Annotated in this window: 15 protein-coding genes and 1 pseudogene; 6 read left to right on the top strand and 10 right to left on the bottom strand. The window is 71.2% G+C overall.

From position 1 onward, the window contains the following. Positions 1-31 precede the first annotated feature (31 nt). From FHX81_RS07750 to FHX81_RS07735, 4 genes are all read left to right on the top strand, one after another. A complete protein-coding gene (locus FHX81_RS07750) occupies positions 32-715 on the top strand; it encodes a HEAT repeat domain-containing protein (protein WP_141976445.1) in 684 nt (227 codons plus the stop codon). Further along, positions 709-1,713 carry a MerR family transcriptional regulator gene (locus FHX81_RS07745; RefSeq protein ID WP_141976443.1) on the top strand — a complete coding sequence of 335 codons (1,005 nt, stop codon included), beginning with the start codon at positions 709-711 and terminating at the stop codon, positions 1,711-1,713. Before FHX81_RS07750 ends, FHX81_RS07745 begins: the two co-directional genes overlap by 7 nt. 123 nt (positions 1,714-1,836) lie before the next feature. Further along, the gene (locus tag FHX81_RS07740; RefSeq protein WP_141976441.1) at positions 1,837-2,256 is read left to right on the top strand and encodes a YciI family protein; all 420 of its coding nucleotides are present in this window, start codon (positions 1,837-1,839) and stop codon (positions 2,254-2,256) included. 305 nt (positions 2,257-2,561) lie between these two features. Next, complete coding sequence (locus FHX81_RS07735; RefSeq protein ID WP_170231969.1) at positions 2,562-3,215, top strand: TVP38/TMEM64 family protein; 654 nt, start codon at positions 2,562-2,564, stop codon at positions 3,213-3,215. Between the two features lie 7 nt (positions 3,216-3,222). Here FHX81_RS07735 and FHX81_RS07730 read toward each other — a convergent pair whose 3' ends face one another. The 6 genes from FHX81_RS07730 to FHX81_RS07705 all read right to left on the bottom strand — a co-directional run bounded on the left by FHX81_RS07730 (position 3,223) and on the right by FHX81_RS07705 (position 12,445). Further along, complete coding sequence (locus FHX81_RS07730; protein WP_141976437.1) at positions 3,223-4,056, bottom strand: siderophore-interacting protein; 834 nt, start codon at positions 4,054-4,056, stop codon at positions 3,223-3,225. A 48-nt stretch (positions 4,057-4,104) separates the two neighbouring features. After that, complete coding sequence (gene glmS, locus FHX81_RS07725; RefSeq protein WP_141976435.1) at positions 4,105-5,928, bottom strand: glutamine--fructose-6-phosphate transaminase (isomerizing); 1,824 nt, start codon at positions 5,926-5,928, stop codon at positions 4,105-4,107. Between the two features lie 14 nt (positions 5,929-5,942). Continuing rightward, on the bottom strand, positions 5,943-6,224 hold the full coding sequence (locus tag FHX81_RS07720) for a hypothetical protein (RefSeq protein WP_141976433.1): 282 nt from the start codon (positions 6,222-6,224) through the stop codon (positions 5,943-5,945). Between the two features lie 359 nt (positions 6,225-6,583). Next, complete coding sequence (locus FHX81_RS07715) at positions 6,584-9,952, bottom strand: WD40 repeat domain-containing protein (protein ID WP_141976431.1); 3,369 nt, start codon at positions 9,950-9,952, stop codon at positions 6,584-6,586. 379 nt (positions 9,953-10,331) lie between these two features. Then, positions 10,332-10,616, bottom strand: coding sequence for a hypothetical protein (locus tag FHX81_RS07710; RefSeq protein ID WP_141976429.1), 285 nt, complete (start codon positions 10,614-10,616; stop codon positions 10,332-10,334). Positions 10,617-11,239: 623 nt separating this feature from the next. Beyond that, a complete protein-coding gene (locus FHX81_RS07705; RefSeq protein ID WP_170231968.1) occupies positions 11,240-12,445 on the bottom strand; it encodes a serine/threonine-protein kinase in 1,206 nt (401 codons plus the stop codon). Between the two features lie 324 nt (positions 12,446-12,769). Between FHX81_RS07705 and FHX81_RS07700 the strand changes: the two genes are divergently transcribed. Further along, the gene (locus tag FHX81_RS07700; RefSeq protein WP_141976425.1) at positions 12,770-13,051 is read left to right on the top strand and encodes a hypothetical protein; all 282 of its coding nucleotides are present in this window, start codon (positions 12,770-12,772) and stop codon (positions 13,049-13,051) included. Between the two features lie 246 nt (positions 13,052-13,297). Further along, positions 13,298-13,435, top strand: a pseudogene (locus FHX81_RS42970) (response regulator); the annotation flags it as partial. A gap of 63 nt (positions 13,436-13,498) precedes the next feature. Here FHX81_RS42970 and FHX81_RS07690 read toward each other — a convergent pair. Genes FHX81_RS07690 through FHX81_RS07675 form a run of 4 tightly spaced genes read right to left on the bottom strand, consistent with a single transcriptional unit; the run spans position 13,499 to position 16,999 of the window. Then, complete coding sequence (locus FHX81_RS07690; RefSeq protein WP_141976423.1) at positions 13,499-14,491, bottom strand: SIS domain-containing protein; 993 nt, start codon at positions 14,489-14,491, stop codon at positions 13,499-13,501. After that, the gene (locus tag FHX81_RS07685; protein ID WP_141976421.1) at positions 14,488-15,039 is read right to left on the bottom strand and encodes a GNAT family N-acetyltransferase; all 552 of its coding nucleotides are present in this window, start codon (positions 15,037-15,039) and stop codon (positions 14,488-14,490) included. Before FHX81_RS07685 ends, FHX81_RS07690 begins: the two co-directional genes overlap by 4 nt. Then, the gene (locus FHX81_RS07680; RefSeq protein WP_211363414.1) at positions 15,036-16,082 is read right to left on the bottom strand and encodes a diiron oxygenase; all 1,047 of its coding nucleotides are present in this window, start codon (positions 16,080-16,082) and stop codon (positions 15,036-15,038) included. The genes FHX81_RS07685 and FHX81_RS07680 overlap by 4 nt, the downstream gene beginning before the upstream one ends. Beyond that, positions 16,079-16,999 (bottom strand): O-methyltransferase, encoded by a 921-nt coding sequence (locus FHX81_RS07675; protein ID WP_141976417.1) that lies wholly within the window; start codon positions 16,997-16,999, stop codon positions 16,079-16,081. The genes FHX81_RS07680 and FHX81_RS07675 overlap by 4 nt, the downstream gene beginning before the upstream one ends. Positions 17,000-17,097: the final 98 nt, after the last annotated feature.

Genomic DNA, 17,097 nt, shown 5'->3' with positions numbered 1-17,097 from the left:
ACTGTGACAACGTCTTCACTGGGTCGAGGAGGTGGTCCCCATCAACACGACCCTTGACGACACCCGGGACGTCCTGCTCGACGCCGTGCGCGCGGGGGAGTCCTCGACGCGGCTCCAGGCGGCGCTCGCGATCGGCACCCGGCGCGACCCCGGTCACGTCGAGGCGCTCGTGGCGAGGTGCGCGGTCGAGCCGGACTTCTTCGTGCGCGACATGCTCACCTGGGCGTTGACCCGGTTCCCGGCGGAGGTCACGGTGCCGAGGCTGCTCGCGGAGCTCGATTCCGGGCGCTCCCAGGCCCGCAGCCAGGCGTTGCACACGCTGTCCAAGATCGCGGACGCGAGCGCGTGGCCCGCGATCACGCCGGCGGTGCTGCACGACGCCGACGACGAGGTGGCGCGCAGCGCGTGGCGCGCGGCCGTCGTCCTCGTGCCGGACGGGGAACGGGCGCGGCTGGCCGCCGACCTGGCCGAGGAGCTCGGGCGCGGTGACCGGGCCGTGCGGCTGAGCCTCAGCCGGGCGCTCGTCGCGCTGGACGACGTGGTCGAACCGGTCCTGCGGGCGGCACTGGCGAGCGCGGACCCGGTGGTGCGCGCGCACGCGCGTGCCACGGAACGGCTCGTGCTCGACCCGGATGCCGCGTTCGACCCGGACGTGGACGAGGCGATCCGGGTCGTCGCGCTCGGCCCGGCCCCGGCGGACGGACCGGCGTGCTGATCGGCGAGGTGTCCCGGCGGTCGGGGGTCAGCACGCGGATGCTCCGGCACTACGACTCGCTGGGGCTGGTGCGCCCGACGGGGCGCACGGTGGGCGGCTACCGCGAGTACTCCGCCGAGGACATCCGCCGGATCTTCCACGTGGAGAGCCTGCGGTCCCTCGGGTTGTCGTTGCGGGAGATCGGGCGCGCGCTGGAAGACCCGGCGTTCGCGCCGTCCACCCTGGTCGCCGACCTCATCCGCCGGACCGAGGACCGCCTGCGGCGGGAGCGGGAGCTGCTCGAACGGCTGCGCGCCGTCGACGCCTCGTCGCCCTCCGGCTGGCCGGACGTCCTGCGGATCGTGCGGCTGCTGCACGGGCTGGACTCGCCCAGCGCGGCACGCCGGCAGCAGGCCGTGCTGTCGCCGGCCGACGACGTGCCCGTGCCCGCCGAGCTGCTGGCCGAGGCCGTCCTCGCCGAGACCGATCCGAACGTCGCCGGCGCGCTGCGGTGGGCCCTCGCGCGGACGGGGGACGACGGTGTGGCGCACGTGGCGGCCGGCGTGCGCTCGGGGGACGTGGACGTGCGGCGGCGCGCGGTCCTGGCCGTCGCCGAGCTGCCGGGTGACGAGGCGACGGCGGTGCTCGTGGAGGCGCTGGGGGACGCCGCGGCGACGGTGCGCGGACACGCCGCGCTGGCCCTGGGCGCGCGTGGGATGACCGCGGCCGTGCCGGTCCTGGTCGGCATGGTGGTCGAGGGCCTGAACGACGTCGAGGCGGCCGAGGTGCTGGGGTCGCTGTCACGGGACCCCGAGTGCGCGGACCGGGTGGTGGGCGCGCTGGTGGACGAGCTGGCCGCGCACACCGCCGATCCGGGGGTCCGGATCCGCCTGATCCAGGCGCTCGCCGAGCTGCCGGGGACGGCCGCGCACGGCGTCCTGCGCGACCTGGCCGGTGACGGCGACCGGGCCGTCGCGCTCGTCGCCGCAGCGCTCCTCGGCCTGGTCGAAGGCTGTTGAGCTGCGAAGACAACTCACGGGAAAAATCTTGGCGCGAGGTGTCGATCCACGGCCCGTCCCGTTCGACCTAGGGGTGAACAGGGTCCGAGGGGGACCCGGACAGCGGCCAGGGAGATGTCGACCATGAAGTACATGCTGATCATGCGCGCCACGGACGAGGCCTTCGCCAACATGGGCGAGATCGACTTCAACGAGATGCTGGACACGATGGGCAGGTTCAACGACGAGCTGATCCGGGCGGGCGTGCTCGTCGCGGCCGAAGGGCTCGCCGACGCCTCCGAGGGCGTGGTGGTCGACTACTCGTCCGAGCCGCCGGTGGTGACCGACGGGCCGTACGGCGAGACGAAGGAGCTGTTCAACGGCTTCTACATCCTCAACGTGGCGTCGAAGGAGGAGGCCGTCGAGTGGGCCAAGCGCCAGCCGATCACCGGTCCGGGCTTCAAGACCGAGGTCCGGCGGGTGCCGAGCATCGACGAGTTCCCGCAGGACAACGAGTGGATCAAGAAGGAGCGGGCGTGGCGGGAGGCCACCGGCCAGCTCTGACACCGGACGGACGGGGGACCACCCGGGTGTGGTCCCCCGTTCCCTTCCGGACGCCGCCACCCTCGTGGGCGCATACCCCCAAGGGGTGTGTCGACTTTCGGTCACGTGAATCCCGGCCCGAGGCGTTGGTGCTCGCCGCGGCGCGTCGTGTGGCGGAGGACGAGCGGATGGCTGTCGCGAGCCGACGCGCCGGCTCTCCTGCCCGATGCGTACCCCCGGTGGGTATGTGCCGGGCTCGTGTCCGATCGGGGTGCGGGACGGCCGTACGATGGTCGGTAGTCGACTTCCAGCGGTGAGGGGTGGGTGTGCCGGACCGCGTTCGGGTGGGCGTGGTCCGCCTCGGCTTGTTGGTGCTCGTGCTGTTGGTGCTCGTCGTGGGCGTGCTGACCGGCGTCACGCCGGACGTCGCCGAGGTCCAGGGCTGGGTCGGGCACGCCGGCGCGGCGGCGCCGCTCGTGTTCGTGGCGGTGTGCGCGGCCGGGTCGGTGGTGCTGGTGCCCAAGCCGTTGTTGAGCATCGCGGGCGGGGTGGTGTTCGGGCCGGTGGTCGGCGCCTGCGCGGTCGTGGCCGGTGTGACCGTCGGGGCTCTGGCCAGCTTCGCGGTGGCCCGCGGGTTGGGGCGTGACGCGGTTCGGCCCCGGTTCGAGCGGGGCCGGTTCGCACGGGTCGACCGGTTGCTCGAACGCCGGGGCGTGTGGGCCGTGATCGCGCTGCGGTTCCTGCCCGTGGTGCCGTTCGGGCTGGTCAACTACGCCGCCGGGCTCAGCGGTCTGCGGGTCGGCGCGTTCGTCGTCGGCACCGCCGTGGGCGTGGTCCCGGCGACGGTGGTCTACACGACGACCGGTGCTTCGCTGGGGACGATGACGGTGGCCCAGTGGCTCCTGGCCGGTGCCGCGGTCGGCGTGCCCGCGGTGGCCGGTCTCGTGCTGACCCGCCGCGACCGGCGCACCGCGGGGTGAACGCCGGTCACGTCCGGGCCGCGCCGACCTTCCAGTACCCGCTGAACATCACCGACCGCCGGTCCACCCCCCGCTCCTTGACCAGGTGCCTGCGCACCGAGGTGGCCAGGGTCGACTCGCCGCAGACCCAGGCGTAGTCCGGTGCCGGGGAGGGCAGGTCGGTCACCGCGCGGAGCACGTGCGAGCCCGGCGCGTCGTCACCCCGGTGCAGCCACGTGACCGGCGCGTCGACGGCCACCCGGAAGTCCTCGCCGGGCACCTCGGCGAAGATCCGGGTGCCCTCGGGGACACCCGTCTCCAGGATCGCGCACAGCGCGGGCAGCGCGGTCTCGTCGGCGACCAGCAGGACCGTGCCGGTCGACGGCGGGCGGTAACCCGAGTTGCCCGCGCGGAAGCCGACGGACTGGCCCACCGCGGCCCGGGTCGCCCACCGCGTGCCCGGACCCGCGTCACCGTGCAGGACGAAGTCCACGTCGATCTCGCCGGGCTCGGGGCGGTGGGCCCGGACGGTGTACCAGCGCAGGTCCGGCTGGTCCTCGGCGGGCAGGGCGCGGATCGCGGTGCGGACGTTGACGCGGTCCGCGCTGGGCATGGTCAACGGGCGGCCGGGCGGCGCCATCAGCAAGCCGAAGCACTCGTCCGGCCCGGTGACCCGGAACTCGGCGAACTCGGGCGCGCGGAACGTCACCCGGCGCAGGTGCGGCGCGAGGTCGGCGACCGCCGTGACCGTCATGGCGAACTGGTCGAACACGTCGCGCTGGTTGGGCGTGGCCGTGATCAGGCCCGCGGCCTTCGTGAGCACCTTGAGCTGCAACTGGTCCAACGTCGAGTACCGGGGCATGCAGGTAAGGCTAACCTCAGATCGCCTCGGAAGGGCGGGGACGACCGCTCATTCCACGGTCACGCTCTTGGCCAGGTTCCGCGGCCGGTCCACGTCACGGCCCAGCGCGTGCGCGAGGTGGTAGGCGAACAGCTGCAACGGCACCGAGAGCGTGATCGGGGCCAACGCGTCGTGCGCCTTCGGCACCCGGATGACGTCCGTGGCCAGGCCCGGCGGCAGCTCGGCGTCGGTCACCGCGATGACCGGCCCGCCGCGCGCCTTGATCTCCTCGATCGTGGCGGTGTTCTTCGCCAGCAGCTCGTCGTCCGGCACCAGCACCACCGTCGGCATCTCCGGGTTGATCAGCGCCAACGGCCCGTGCTTCAGCTCGGACGCCTGGTAGGCCTCCGCGTGCACGTAGGAGATCTCCTTCAGCTTCTGCGCGCCTTCGCGCGCGGCGGGCCACCCGCGCACCCGGCCGACGAAGAACATGTGCTCCGCCCCGGCGTACTTGCGGGCGACCGCCGCGATGTCGTCCTCCGCCGCGAGGATCCGCGCGATGTGGTGCGGCAGTTCCGACAGGCCGGTGACCAGGCGTCGCCCCTCGGTGATGGACAGGTCGCGCACCCGGCCCAGGTCCAGGGCCAGCATCGCCAGCGCCACCGCCATGGTGGTGAACGACTTCGTCGCCGCCACCGACACCTCCGGGCCGGCGTGCAGGAAGATGCCGTGGCCGCACTCGCGGGCGATCGTGCTGCCGACCGCGTTGACCACGCCGATGACGTGCCCGCCCTTGCGCTTGAGCTCCTGCACGGCCGCGAGCGTGTCCAGCGTTTCACCCGACTGGCTGATCGCGACGTAGAGCGTGTCCGGGTCGACCACGGGGTTGCGGTAGCGGAACTCGGACGCGGGCTCCGCGTCGGCCGGGATCCGGGCCAGCTCCTCGATCAGCTGCGCGCCGAGCTGGCCCGCGTAGTACGCCGAACCGCAGCCGAGCAGCTTGACCCGGCGGATGCGCTGGTAGTCCTGCGGGGACAGGCCGACGCCGTCCAGCCGGGCCGAGGAGAACCGGTGGTCCAGCCGCCCGCGCAGGCAGCGGTCCACCGCGTCGGGCTGCTCGCGCATCTCCTTGTACATGAAGTCCGGGTGCTCACCCAGCTCGTACTCGGCGCTCGCCACGTCGATCGCCGTGGGGGAGCGGGTGGTGCTGGTGGCGCGGGCGTCCATGGTGGACGTGCGGTAGCCGTCGGCGGTCACCGTGGCGATCTCGTCGTCGTCCAGGTAGATCACCTGCTGGGTGAAGCGGACCAGCGCCGTGACGTCGGAGGCGACCAGCATCTCCTGCTCGCCGACGCCCAGCACGACCGGGCTGCCCCGTCGGGCGGCGACCAGCTCACCGGGTCGGTCGGCGTCCATCACGATCACCCCGTACGTGCCCTCCACCTGCGCCAACGCCTCGCGCACGGCGTCTTCGAGGGTGGCCGCGGCACTGCGGGCGACGAGGTGGGCGAGGACTTCGCTGTCGGTGTCCGAGGCGAGCGCGACCCCGTCGGCCCGCAACCGGGCACGCAGCCGGTCGGAGTTCTCGAACACGCCGTTGTGGACGATCGCGACCCGTGCCGCCGCGTCCACGTGCGGGTGCGCGTTGCGGTCGGTCGGCTCACCGTGCGTGGCCCACCGGGTGTGCGCGATGCCCGTGCGGCCCTCGACGTCGTCCGGCACGGCCCTGCGCAGGTCACCGACCCGCCCGGCGGTCTTCACCACCCTGAGCCCGCCACCGTCCGCGACCGCGACCCCCGCCGAGTCGTACCCCCGGTACTCCAGCCGGTGCAGGCCCTCCAGCAGCACCGGGACCGCGTCCCTCGGTCCGACGTACCCGACGATCCCGCACATGCGCGGTGCCTCCTTCAGCCGTAGACGATCCGGCGCAACTGGCGTTCGGACAGCGGCGGCGCGGCCACCGGCCGCACGTCCAACTCCTCCCGCAACAGGGCCCAGATCCTCGCGTTCCCCCACCCGTCCCGCCGCAGCTCGGCGTGCCGCCGCACCACGTACTCCTCCGCCGTCTCGACGAAGTAACCCATCACGTCCGACACGACGCGCCGCGCGAGCGCGGGGGGCAGGCCCGTCGTCCGGACCACGTGCCGGAGCAACTCGTCCGGCACCTCGTCTCCCACGGGCTCCAGCATGGCCACAGCCAACCACCGGTCCAAACGCCGTGCCCGATTCCGGGCACGCTCCGACCAGGGCGCCGGAGGAGCAGCAGTTCGATGTCCTTGGCCGCGGAGGACCGGCAGAGCAGGGCCAGCCATTGCCGAGTCGGGCGAAGATCAGGTACAGCAGTCGTGACGCCACATCTCACGATCGTGCCCTGGTGGTCCAGTGTGCGTGATCGTCGCAGCTCGGCATGCCGGTGCAGCGTTCTGACACCCACAGAGCGGTTCAAAGCTTGGTCTGCTCAATCATCTGCCTGCGAAGCTGTTCTGAACAAATCACTGAAGAGAAGCTGAACTGGGCCGCCGGCGCGAAGTCCCGGGCCGTTCGCGACTCAAGGCATCGACATGTGCCACAGATACACGCGGCGCCCGCCATGCGCCGTGGCCAGCATTCGGCCGTCCGGGCTGAAGGCCAGGTCGTCGATCGGTGTGCGGTGTGTGTCCAGGACGCCTGTGCGTTCGCGGTTTGCGGTGTCCCATAAGGTGATCTCGCCGTCTTCTCCTGCGACGGCGAGGATCCGGCTGTCGGGACTGAACGCCGTCGAGGCGTAGCGCGAGGTGGTGACGGAATGCTTGCCGTCCCTGGTCCACAGGTGGATTCGGCCGTCTTCGTCGGTCGTGGAGACGTGTTCGCCGTCATTACTGACCGCCATGTCGACGACAATCCCGGGGTTCGACTGCGACCAGGCTCGCGGCACGTCAATACCGATCACGCTGATGGAATCGACGTTTGCCACGGCCAACACACGACTGTTGGCGCTGAACGTCATAGCGTACTGTAGCGACGGGCCGACGGTTCTCGCGACCGTGGTCATGGTGGGCGCCGTGAAGTCAAGCTCCACCAGAGAAAGGCTGCCGTGCAATCCAGCCACGGCCAACTTGGCGCCGTCGGGGCTGATGACGACGAAGTCCTCATCTGAGAAGTCTTCGATGAGGGCTTCGAGGCGTCGGCTCTCAGAGGGACCGAGTGCGGGTTCGAGGCACCGCACCCGTTTCACCACACCTTCCCTGTACAGGGTGCACCACTCGCCCTTTTCATCGATCCCCATCCGTCGAGTGCTGTAGTCGGTAACCGGGACTCCGGTTACCGAGCTGCCGGACTCGACTTCCCACGCCCCCCACCCTCCGCTCTCCGCGGAGGCGGACATTCGTTGGCCGTCGGCGCTGAAGAGGAGCGTAGGAGCGTGCCAATACGAGTCGTAGTTGTCCAGGTAGTAGACCCGGTGCAGAGGGGTCTGCGCCTCTACCAAGGTCGTGGCGGCCGTCAGCAGGGCGGCTGCCGCGATGAGCGCGAGCGCGGGGTGCGCGCGGGGGATCCGCAGTGGCGCCGGGCCGGCGATTCGGGTGTCCTGCCAGTGGTCGGCCAGGTAGTCGCGGAGCAGGTTGTGGCGCAGTTGGTAGGCGGGTCCCGTGCTGCGCAGGATTCCCTTGGCGTGAGCGTCGCGCAGGAAGGAAGTCAGGCGCCACGGCAAGTGACCGCGTAGTGCCAGCCACATTCGGGCCGGGACGTAGACAGACCAGGCCGTTCCGGTCCCGAAGACCGCGATTACAGCGGTCAACGAGCCCACCAGCACGGCCCAGAGGAGCATCCCCTCGGGGCTTTCGGCTATGAGCGTCACAACGGCGGTAATCACCAGGCCGCTGCACACGCCTCCGACCGCTCCGGTCAGCAACGTCGCCGTGCGGTCGGCGCGCAGCACGGACAGCGGCGAGGGGGCGATGCGCCAAGGGGCCGGGGCCGCGAGCCACCGCCCGATTGCCAGCGGCACGCCGACGAGCATCGCAGTCGACAGCCAGAACCGCGCGCCGGCATCCATCTCCTGGACGATCCCGCCGAAGATCAGCCATGGTGTGCCGACCAGCAAGCCCGCCATCGACCCCGTCAGCAGCGACTGCAGCAGCCGACGCGCGGTGGGTGCGCCGCGGTGCGGCATACCGGCGCGGCCCGCACCCACGCCGTTGGTCAGAACGGCGATGCCGATCACGATCAGCGCGAGTAGGAGCACGGTGAGCACATTCTTCTCCGACCGCCATGCCGGGATGTCGAAGACGAAATCGCGGATGCCGGCGCTGATCTCGAACGCCACGGGCCGCGCGAACACGAACGCGCCCAGGAGGAGGACCGCGGCCGTCCCGCACAGCATCGCGGTGATGGTCACGATGTCGCGGCCCACTCCACGCGCCGCGACCACGCCGGGGCGGTGCCGGGACGGGAGGTCTGGGGCGTGGGCGGCGCGGGCTGTGTTCAGGCCGGCTAGAAACCCGACCGCCAGGCCGACAACACCACCCCACGCCGCACCGTAGACCGATTCCATGGATTCGGCATTCGGCATCGTCAAGACAGCGCCCACCAGTACGCCCAATAGGGTGACCGCACCGGTGACCATGGCGGTCATCACGGTTCCCGGGACCGCTCTGGCGAGCCGCCACCACTCCAGTTCGGTGCCCCCGATCCGGTCGCGCAGGTGGTGGGCGAGGAAGCTCAACCAGCGTCGAGCCCGAGCACGGTCGCTATCGCGGGGGTAGACGGTGACCAGGAACTGGTCGAGCAGGTGATGCTCGACCTGGCGCCTGGTCCTGAGTCGGGTCAGTTTGCCGGGGTCGTCACCCGGTCGCTGATAGACTCGTCGGGCCAGGCTGATCATCAACGGCGTGGACAACGCCCCGGCCACCGGGCCGCCCGGATCACCGGTCAGGGCCTCGGTCACGCCGCGCCAGCGGTCCGGTCCAAGACCTTCCACCTCGGCCTGGGTGAGATAGGTCCGCACGTCCTCAGGACGCACGGGCTCGATGTCGACCACCGCGGCGCGCGTCAGGGCGCCGACCTCGACGACCGCGGCCTCGAACTCGGCACCGCGGCAGGTGAGCACCATCCGCAGACCTGCTTCCGCCGCGCGTTCCAGCTCCTTCAGCGCCGCGCCGAGGGACTCCGGCGGCATCTCGTCGAGCCCGTCCAGCACCGGCAGCAGCCGCGCCACCGGCACGCCCTCGGCCACCGGCCCGTAGTCCGCGCCCACGCGGCGGGCGATCCAACGCTCGACGCGCTCGCCTGTGCCGGTGGCCGGGTCGTGCGGGTGCCACCCGGACACCGGCAGCAGCACCGGGACCAGGTCGTGGGAGGCGGCGGCCAGGGTGAACAGCAGGGCCAGCGTCGTCTTGCCCGAGCCCGGCTCCCCCAGCACGACCAACTGGTGGTGGGGACCGTCCAGGAACGCGGTCGCCAGGTCGTGCGCCACCGGCCGCAGATCCTCGGGATCCATGGCCAGGCTGCCGACCGGCGGGGCCGGCGCGGAACCGACGCGGGCCCGGCGGCTGGTCGGCCGCCACCGCAACCGCAGGGGTCTCGGCCGCTGCAACCCGCGTGCCGCCGCCTCCGCCCGCCACTGCCCGACCACCTCGGCCCGCAACGCGGTCACGCGCTCCTCCAGCGGCGTGGCGGTGCGACCCGCGCGGAACGACCACCACACCAGCGAGACCGACAGCAGCACGAGCACCACTGCAACCAGTCGGCCGGCGGCTTCGAGGGACAGCACGGCCCACACCGCCAAAGAAACCGACACCAGGCTCAGGGACACGAGCGCGACGATCACCTGCCACGGCGCCTCCGCGCGCGCCGTCCGCGTCGTGACGACGACGTCCCCCTCGATCACACCCGCCATCACTGCCGTGCCGGTCACCGGCCCCTCGATGCGGTTGTGCACCCTCTCAGACATCTGCCGCCATGTCCGACACGTGTTCGCGTCCCACATCCTCGATGTGACCAGCCCAAACACCTATCGTCACGTAGACCGCCCACGTTCACACCGCACAAGGGCGGTCCTGCACAGCGCCACGCACGGAATCCGCCCAGCTCCGCCCGACGGTGTGAATCTGCGGACCGCGTGCAGCCCGAAGGCTGGGATGTGGCCTCGCGTCGTGCGCAGGTGCCCGACTACTTGGCGTCGGCGCGCATCCCGGCTGACCGAGTGCGGGCGTACGTTGAAGCCAACGGGTACTGTTCCCGGGCCCTGAGCGGGTGGTCGCCAAGGCATTCAGGACCGTGCGGGGTGTCAGAAGTCGGCCACATGGTCCGAACTGCGGTTAGGCGGCAGTGGGCTCGTACTCGTTGACCAGGCCGCCGAGTTCGATCAGCGCCACGATGGAGTCGTCGACCGGCGGTCGGCCTGTGCGGTTGGGGTAGGTGTTGTGCAAGGCGAGGGAGCTGACGTCGACGCCAGGACCATTCGGAATCGAGAACTTCCGTTCGTCCTTGCCGTCGAGGTCCGTCGTGTCGTGCCCATCGCCCTCGTAGAGGCGTCCGAAGGCGTGTACGTGCACTACTCCGGCGTTGTAGACCGTGTAGAAGTGGTCGACTTCGACCCGCACCTCGCCGCCGCAGTAGGCGACTGCGGCTCGCTTCTTTGTGCCGTTGTTGCTGGTCCAGGAGAGGTCACTGTGTCGGTGGCGTGGCACACCTTGTCGGGCCGGAAGTCCTCCTGGTCGGTGATTCGAAGCTTGACGACACCGGTGATGTGCGCGATGGCCACTGCGGCCTGCGCGGTGGCGGCCGGTGCTAGGCCGCTCGCAAGGACGATCAGCCCTGCACCGACCAGGAACCGGCGCAATCCGCTGGCGCGCACGTGTTCTCCCCTCAACCCGTGGATAGGCGTCGGTGGGACCAGAGCGTGATCCGACGACGTCACGAAGGCCCCGGACCGGCCGGCCCGGTGGGTACCGGAGGGCCGCGGCGGAACGTCCTTGAAACGACAGTCAGCCGGTTGGATCGGCCCGGCGCACTTCACGACATGACGGACTCGCTCGAACGGGTGGCTTGCTGGACGTGGCACGACTGGCAGAGGTGCCGACCGGGTGCGCGTGCGCTGCAATGCATCTTCACCGGGCCGTGCGGTGATGTGGAGCTGTTGTCCCAGATCGGACACGAAGGAGTTCTTCGGACGTCCGATCGCCGTGCAGCGTCGCCGCTGTTCTGCTCGCCCGCGCGTCGCCGGCTACTTCTTGCCCTTGCCGGGCGGCTGTGGCTTGTCCTTCTGCTTCTTCGCACCCGGTTGCACAGCCGGAACCCGGTCGGCGGCCGGTTGCCGTGCGACCTCCGGGACGGCCGGAGCGCGGGTGGTGTCGTCGACCTGGGCAGCGGGCTGCTCGGCTGGTGTCGTGCTCTGCGCTGGTGAGAGGGAGACCGGGGTCGTGGCGCTGGGGGGCGTGGTGGTCGCGGCACTGCTGGACGTCGGTGCCGAGTTCACCGGTTGAGCGCCAGGGGCCATCGCCCACGCGACGCTGATCGCGCCCAGCAACGCCGCGGCCGAGGCCAGGAGCGCCTTGCGCGGGACTCGCGCCGAGCTCGGCACGGCCACCGCAGCGGTCTTCGCGACGTGAGCCGGAACCCGGACGGTCTCCTCGACCGGGTCGAGCCGCAGAGCGCGGGCGCAGTCGACGGCGGTCGGCCGTTGGTCGGGGGCGGTGGCGGTCATCGAGGACACCAGGCTCGCCAGGTCGGCCGGCAGGTGCCCGGGGATGGCGGGGGAGCGGTGCAGGCGGGCGACGGCCGCCTCGACCTCGCCTCCGGGGTACTCGCGGTGGCCGGTGAGGCATTCCAGCAGGACCAGACCGAGGGCGTAGATGTCGGCGGGGTGGTCGACGTCGGCGCCGCGGACCTGTTCGGGGGCGAGGTAGGCCGCGGTGCCCACCATCTGGTCGGTGCGCGTCAGTCGGGTCGCGCCGGGCAGGTGGGCCAAGCCGAAGTCGGCCAGGTAGGGCTTGTCCCGGTCGTCCAGCAGGATGTTGGACGGCTTGACGTCGCGGTGCACCACCCCCCGGTCGTGCACGTAGGCCAAGGCCTCCGCCAGCTCCGCGCCCAACCGCCGCACCCGCGGCGCGGGCAACGGCCCGTCGGCGATCTCGTCCCGCAGCGTGCGCCCCTCCACCAGCCGCATCACCAGGAACGGCGTGTCACACCCGGTACCGGCGTCGTGGACCGGGACGAGACCGGGGTGCGACAACCCGGCCAGCGTGCGGACCTCCGCCTCGAACCGAGGGCGGGCCGTGGCGTCCCAACCGGGCCGGAACACCTTGACCGCCACCTCACGGCCCAGCACCACGTCCTCCGCGCGGTAGACCTCGGCCATCCCACCGAGACCCACCGACTCCAGCAACCGGTAGCGGCCCGCCAGCAGGCTGCCGTTCACCGTCAGTGACACCGCGACACCTTCCATCACCCGACCGATGCGTCCGGGATGCCCTGCCGCGGAGACGCGAAACAGCCCAGGAGGACCCGCGCTGCGTCGCAACGGACCGAGAGCCGCCCGGACGGAAGGTGTTCCACGGCGAATCGCCAGGTCGGACGGATGAGTGAGTAAGCGGGGCTATTGGACCGCCTGCGGCGACCTCGAGTACAAGTCGGCTCGCCGTGACCGATCCGCTCCTCGGTCCACCACGCCGGCGTCCCGTGCCGGTGAGCACGAGTCACGCCGTGTATCCGGCGCACCGCGCCGGGTGAGGCCTCTTCCGAGTACGGGGGTGCCGTGCCGTGGGAGGTGCGGCGACCGGCGGACGGGGAACCGGTCGTGCGGCAGCGGTGGGGCGTGCGGGCAGGCGGTGTGCTCGTGGTGCTCGGGTCGACAGGCCTGGTTGCGGGGCGTCCCGGCCTGGCGGTGGCGGGTGGGGCGGTGGCGGTCGCCGGGGTGCTGACCGGCGTGTTCGCTTGGGCCGGTGGCCTCGGAGAAGCCGGGGCGACCGGTCACGGGAACGGCCTGCCCGGCGTGCTGCCCGAGCACGCGGTCGTTCCGGACCCGCCGCACCCGTGACCCGGTGCGCCCCTGCCGGGCCGGGGCGTGGGGGTCGGGACGCAGTCGCACTCGCGATCCGGGGTCGCGGAGGACCCGGAACTCCGGTTCGCCGGTGCAGTACCGGCCTTCCGGGCCCGAGGGCCGGCGGCGGCACCGCTGAGAGCAAGTCCTGAGGTCGTTCCATCGACCTCCATTCGGGAGTTCCGATACCACCGTGCTCGTCGCCGAGGACGGAGCCACAGCTCTGGCCTCGGCCCGCGACGGATGCCGGACATCCTTGTCCCGGACGTGATGATGCCCCGGATGACCGGGCTGGACGTCTGCCGGGAGTTGCGGGCGGCCGAGGCGACCGCCGCCACACCGGTGATCCCGTTGACCGCCCGCGCCCGGGAGAGCGACGTCGAGGGTGGTTTCGCCTGGGGTTCGGGAATTCGCGACACGATCAAGCTCGGGCACACTGCCGGTTCACAACTGCACGGCGCGGATCGCGCTTGCCCACGGTTCGGCTTCCAGGTGCGTGAGGTCGGGGTTCGCGTCGAGGCGCACGGCTGCCGCCGACACCAGCCGCTGGAACGGCAGCACGGTCACCAGTGGACGGGCCAAGGGGTGGGTTGCCGCGAACCGCACGTCGCCGTCCTCGGCGACGACCAGCGTCGTGGCGTCCAGTTCATCGAGCAGGCCCTGCAGGTCGGCGGTCCGGTCACCGTCATCCGCGGCGCGGAGGAGGAACGCGGCCGTCGAGGAGGAGAACACCGCGGGGGTGCCGTGCAGCGCGAACTCCGTGTGCAGGCCCTCCGCCCAGCGGTAGGTGCCTTCCTTGAGCTTCAGCGCCACCTCGTCCGCCGTGATCGCGTCGAGTCCGGTGCCGGTGACGATGATCGGGGACGCGGACACGACCGCGTCCACGGCTTCGGTGGGAAGCGGCAGCGCGAGCGTGTCCCTCATCGCCCCAGGCGCCTCGGCGAGCGCCTCGGCCAGTCCGGTGGCGTCGAACGCCCGCGCCACGAGGCGTCCCAGCACGACGAGCGCCGCCGTGTACGACACCGTGTGCGTGCTCGCCCGCTCCTGGGGGCAGGTGCGCACGACCACGTCGGCGACGGGGGTGTGGGCCCCCTCGCCGGTGATCGCGATCGTCGACGCCCCCGCCTCCCGGGCCGCGGCCAGCACCCGGTTCGGGTAGCGCTTGGTGCCCCTGTGGCTGACCACGACGACCTGGTCGTCCGGCTGCACGGATTCGCTCAGCGCGAGGTCGTGCGCGTCGATGGCGGCCGGGCGGACGCGGCCGTCCGTGACGATCCGGGTCCACGCCGCGGCCATTCGGCAGGCGTGCAGCGACGTGCCGATCCCCGTGAACACGACGGGGCGGTCGGGGTCCAGGGCGGGCAGTTCGGCGTCCAGCAGCGCCGCGACCACGTCCGGCTGCTGCAGGACGTGCTGGTCGAAGGCGAAGCCCGTCATGGCGTGGTGTCCTGTTCGTCCTGGTAGCGGGGCAGGTTCTCGGGGAAGACCAGCTGGAAGACCGCGAGGTTCACCAGCCTGCCCAGCTTCACCCCGATGTGCCGGATCAAGCCGGTGCGCACGAACCCGTGCCGCTCGATCATCCGGATCGACGCGATGTTCGTGTCCGTGTTGAAGCTGATGATGGTGCTGTAGCCCTCCTCGCGCGCGAAGTCCACCAGCCACCCGGTCAACGTCCCACCGACGCCCATGCCCTGGGCGTCGGGCGCCACGTAGACCGAGATCTCCGTGCTGGGGAAGTATCCACCTCGCGCCGCGAACGGGCTCAGGGTGCCGTAACCGAGGACGTGGCCGTCCCGCTCGGCGACCACGGCGGCGTTGCGGCCACCGTGCCCGGCCAGCCACGCGGCCATCTGCTCGGCTGTCTTCTCCTCGGTGTCGAGGGTGGCATCGGTGTGCCGCACCGCGTGGTTGTAGATCGCCCTCAGGTCCTCCAGGTCGGCGGTGGTGGCCGCCCGGACGGTGGTGAGGGGTGTGGAGGTGGTCATTCCGGTGGGGCTCCTTCGAGCAGTCCGAGTTCTTCGAAGCGGTCACGCGCCGCAGGGTCGTCGAGCACGCCGACGGACGTGAGGTAGCGCAAGGTGAGCCGCGCGGTGCCCCGGGCGTGCTCACGCACCTTCCGCTCGTCGTACACCTCGGCGAGCACCTGCTCGGAGTCGTCCGCGGACAGGCCGTAGGCGAGCAGTTCCTCCCGCACCGAGGGCAGGTCGGGGTGGAGGAACGCGAGCACCAGATCGGGCAGCAGCGGCGCGAGGTGGCGGCGCACAGGAGGGCTGAGCTGGTGCCACAGGTACTTCAGGAACGACGCGAAGTACGCGTGATGGCGTCCCTCGTCTTGCGCGTGGTCGCGGATCGTGTCGCGCACGGCCGCGTGCACACGAGCGTCGTCCGGGACCTCCGCGAGCGTCGCCGAGATCAACGTCTCCGAGCACACCACGAACAGCAGTTCCGCCAACGGCCTCAGCTCCGGCGCCAGCGACTCCTGCAACCGCCGCAGCCGGGTCATGAAGTACGGCTCGGGCGCGAGCCTGGGCGCGATGCCCGTGCGGGCCCGAACCTGCCGGAGCAGGTCCATCGAGAACACCGCGTGGTACGCCTCGTCGCAGTAGATCTTGTAAGCGTCGAAGACCATCTCCTCGGGCAGGTCCACGCCGAGGGTCCGGTGGGCGATGCCCAGCACCGTGCGGTTCACGACCAGGTGCTCGAGCTTGGTCGTGAAGTCCAGGTACCGGTACAGGTGCTGGGTGAGCACCTGCTCGAACACGTCCCCGGGCAGCGCGCGGACGAGTGCGTGCCCGGCCACCGGGACGAGGTCGGGTGAGAACGAGTGCTTCTCCTCGCCCTCGTCCAGCACGCGCCGGGGCGCCTGCCGCACGCTCGCCCGCTCGAACCAGGTCGCGAACGGGGTGCGGTACTCCGGGGGTACGGCGGGTGGTTCGGCCGCGTGCCCGGTACCGGCTGTGGCGAGCGCGGCCAGCGCCGCCTTCGGGCACGCGGTGAGAGCCGGACACCCGATGAACAGTCCGGTCACCCCGCACACGGTAACCCGTTCCTCCGGTACACGCCGACGCCTTCGGACGTCGCGAACACGCGGTGCACGTCGTAGAACTCCTCCAGGTGCGCCGACCACTTGGCGAACTGGGCCTTGTTGTTGGCGATGCGGCCCGCGAAGTAGGCGTTCCCGGTCAGGTTCTCCAGCAGCACGTTGTGCGCCACGAGCAACCCGCCCGGTGGCAGTGCGTGGCCGACCGCCCGCGTGTGCGGGTAGTAGATGGCCTTGTCCCTCTGATCGGGGTCCGGCGCGTCGAGGGGCCCCTCGGCGTCGAGCACGCACAGGTCCACGTCGCTCAGCGTGCGCGCGTACTCGGAGGCGTCGGCGACCACGAAGTCGACCACGTCGGAGTAGCCGAGCGCGGCGATGTTGCGCTCCGCCAGCGACATCACGCCCTCGTCGATGTCGACGAGCGTCGCCCGCCCGCCCGCGGCCGCGACGGCCGGCAGCGCCCACACCGCCCAGTACCCGTAGTAAGAGCCGAGGAACACCGCGTTGCGCGGTCGCACCTGCTGCGTGAGCGCGAACATCAACCGGGCTTCCTCGGGGAAGATGAAGGTCGTTCGCCCGCCGTGGTCCCATTCTTCCGCCACGCGTCCGGCGAACTCGTGGAACGCGTCGACCGGGTAGTCGGCGCCCGGTACGAGGCCATCTTCCGCGAGTGTGCCGAGCGCGTTCGTCACACACGCGTGGTCGTCCAGCGGAAAACGCGTGGACAGGTTCTGCTTGTCGCGATCCAGTCCAAGTCCGCTCAGCTCGTCGAACCGCGACTCGACCCAGCGTGAGTAATCCGATCGGGTCATCGACCCTTTCTGGAAGTCCCGGTATTCCGCGTGGCCGCGCAATGTCGTGTCGATGACGGCGTACGCCGTCGTCGACCGCACGCTGACAGTCATTCAATCTCCCTATGGAACTCGCGGCGGATTGTCTCAACAGTGCGCCGGGAACTGGACAGGCGAGACGGTGATCGTTCCACTGTCCTGGTGGGGACCGG

It is taken from the genome of Saccharothrix saharensis (assembly GCF_006716745.1).
In the GTDB taxonomy this organism is placed as follows: Bacteria; Actinomycetota; Actinomycetes; order Mycobacteriales; family Pseudonocardiaceae; genus Actinosynnema; species Actinosynnema saharense.
The sequence above is the reverse complement of the archived record's forward strand: the minus strand, read 5'-3'. Positions and strand labels throughout refer to the sequence as shown.

What these genes read in the sequence shown, in the direction of transcription:
- FHX81_RS07740 (WP_141976441.1), top strand. Translation starts at nt 1,837, where the DNA reads ATGAAGTACATGCTGATCATGCGCGCCACGGACGAGGCCTTCGCCAAC.
- FHX81_RS07730 (WP_141976437.1), bottom strand. Translation starts at nt 4,056, where the DNA reads ATGCCCCGGTACTCGACGTTGGACCAGTTGCAGCTCAAGGTGCTCACG.
- glmS (WP_141976435.1), bottom strand. Translation starts at nt 5,928, where the DNA reads ATGTGCGGGATCGTCGGGTACGTCGGACCGAGGGACGCGGTCCCGGTG.
- FHX81_RS07720 (WP_141976433.1), bottom strand. Translation starts at nt 6,224, where the DNA reads ATGCTGGAGCCCGTGGGAGACGAGGTGCCGGACGAGTTGCTCCGGCAC.
- FHX81_RS07690 (WP_141976423.1), bottom strand. Translation starts at nt 14,491, where the DNA reads ATGACGGGCTTCGCCTTCGACCAGCACGTCCTGCAGCAGCCGGACGTG.
- FHX81_RS07685 (WP_141976421.1), bottom strand. Translation starts at nt 15,039, where the DNA reads ATGACCACCTCCACACCCCTCACCACCGTCCGGGCGGCCACCACCGCC.
- FHX81_RS07675 (WP_141976417.1), bottom strand. Translation starts at nt 16,999, where the DNA reads ATGACTGTCAGCGTGCGGTCGACGACGGCGTACGCCGTCATCGACACG.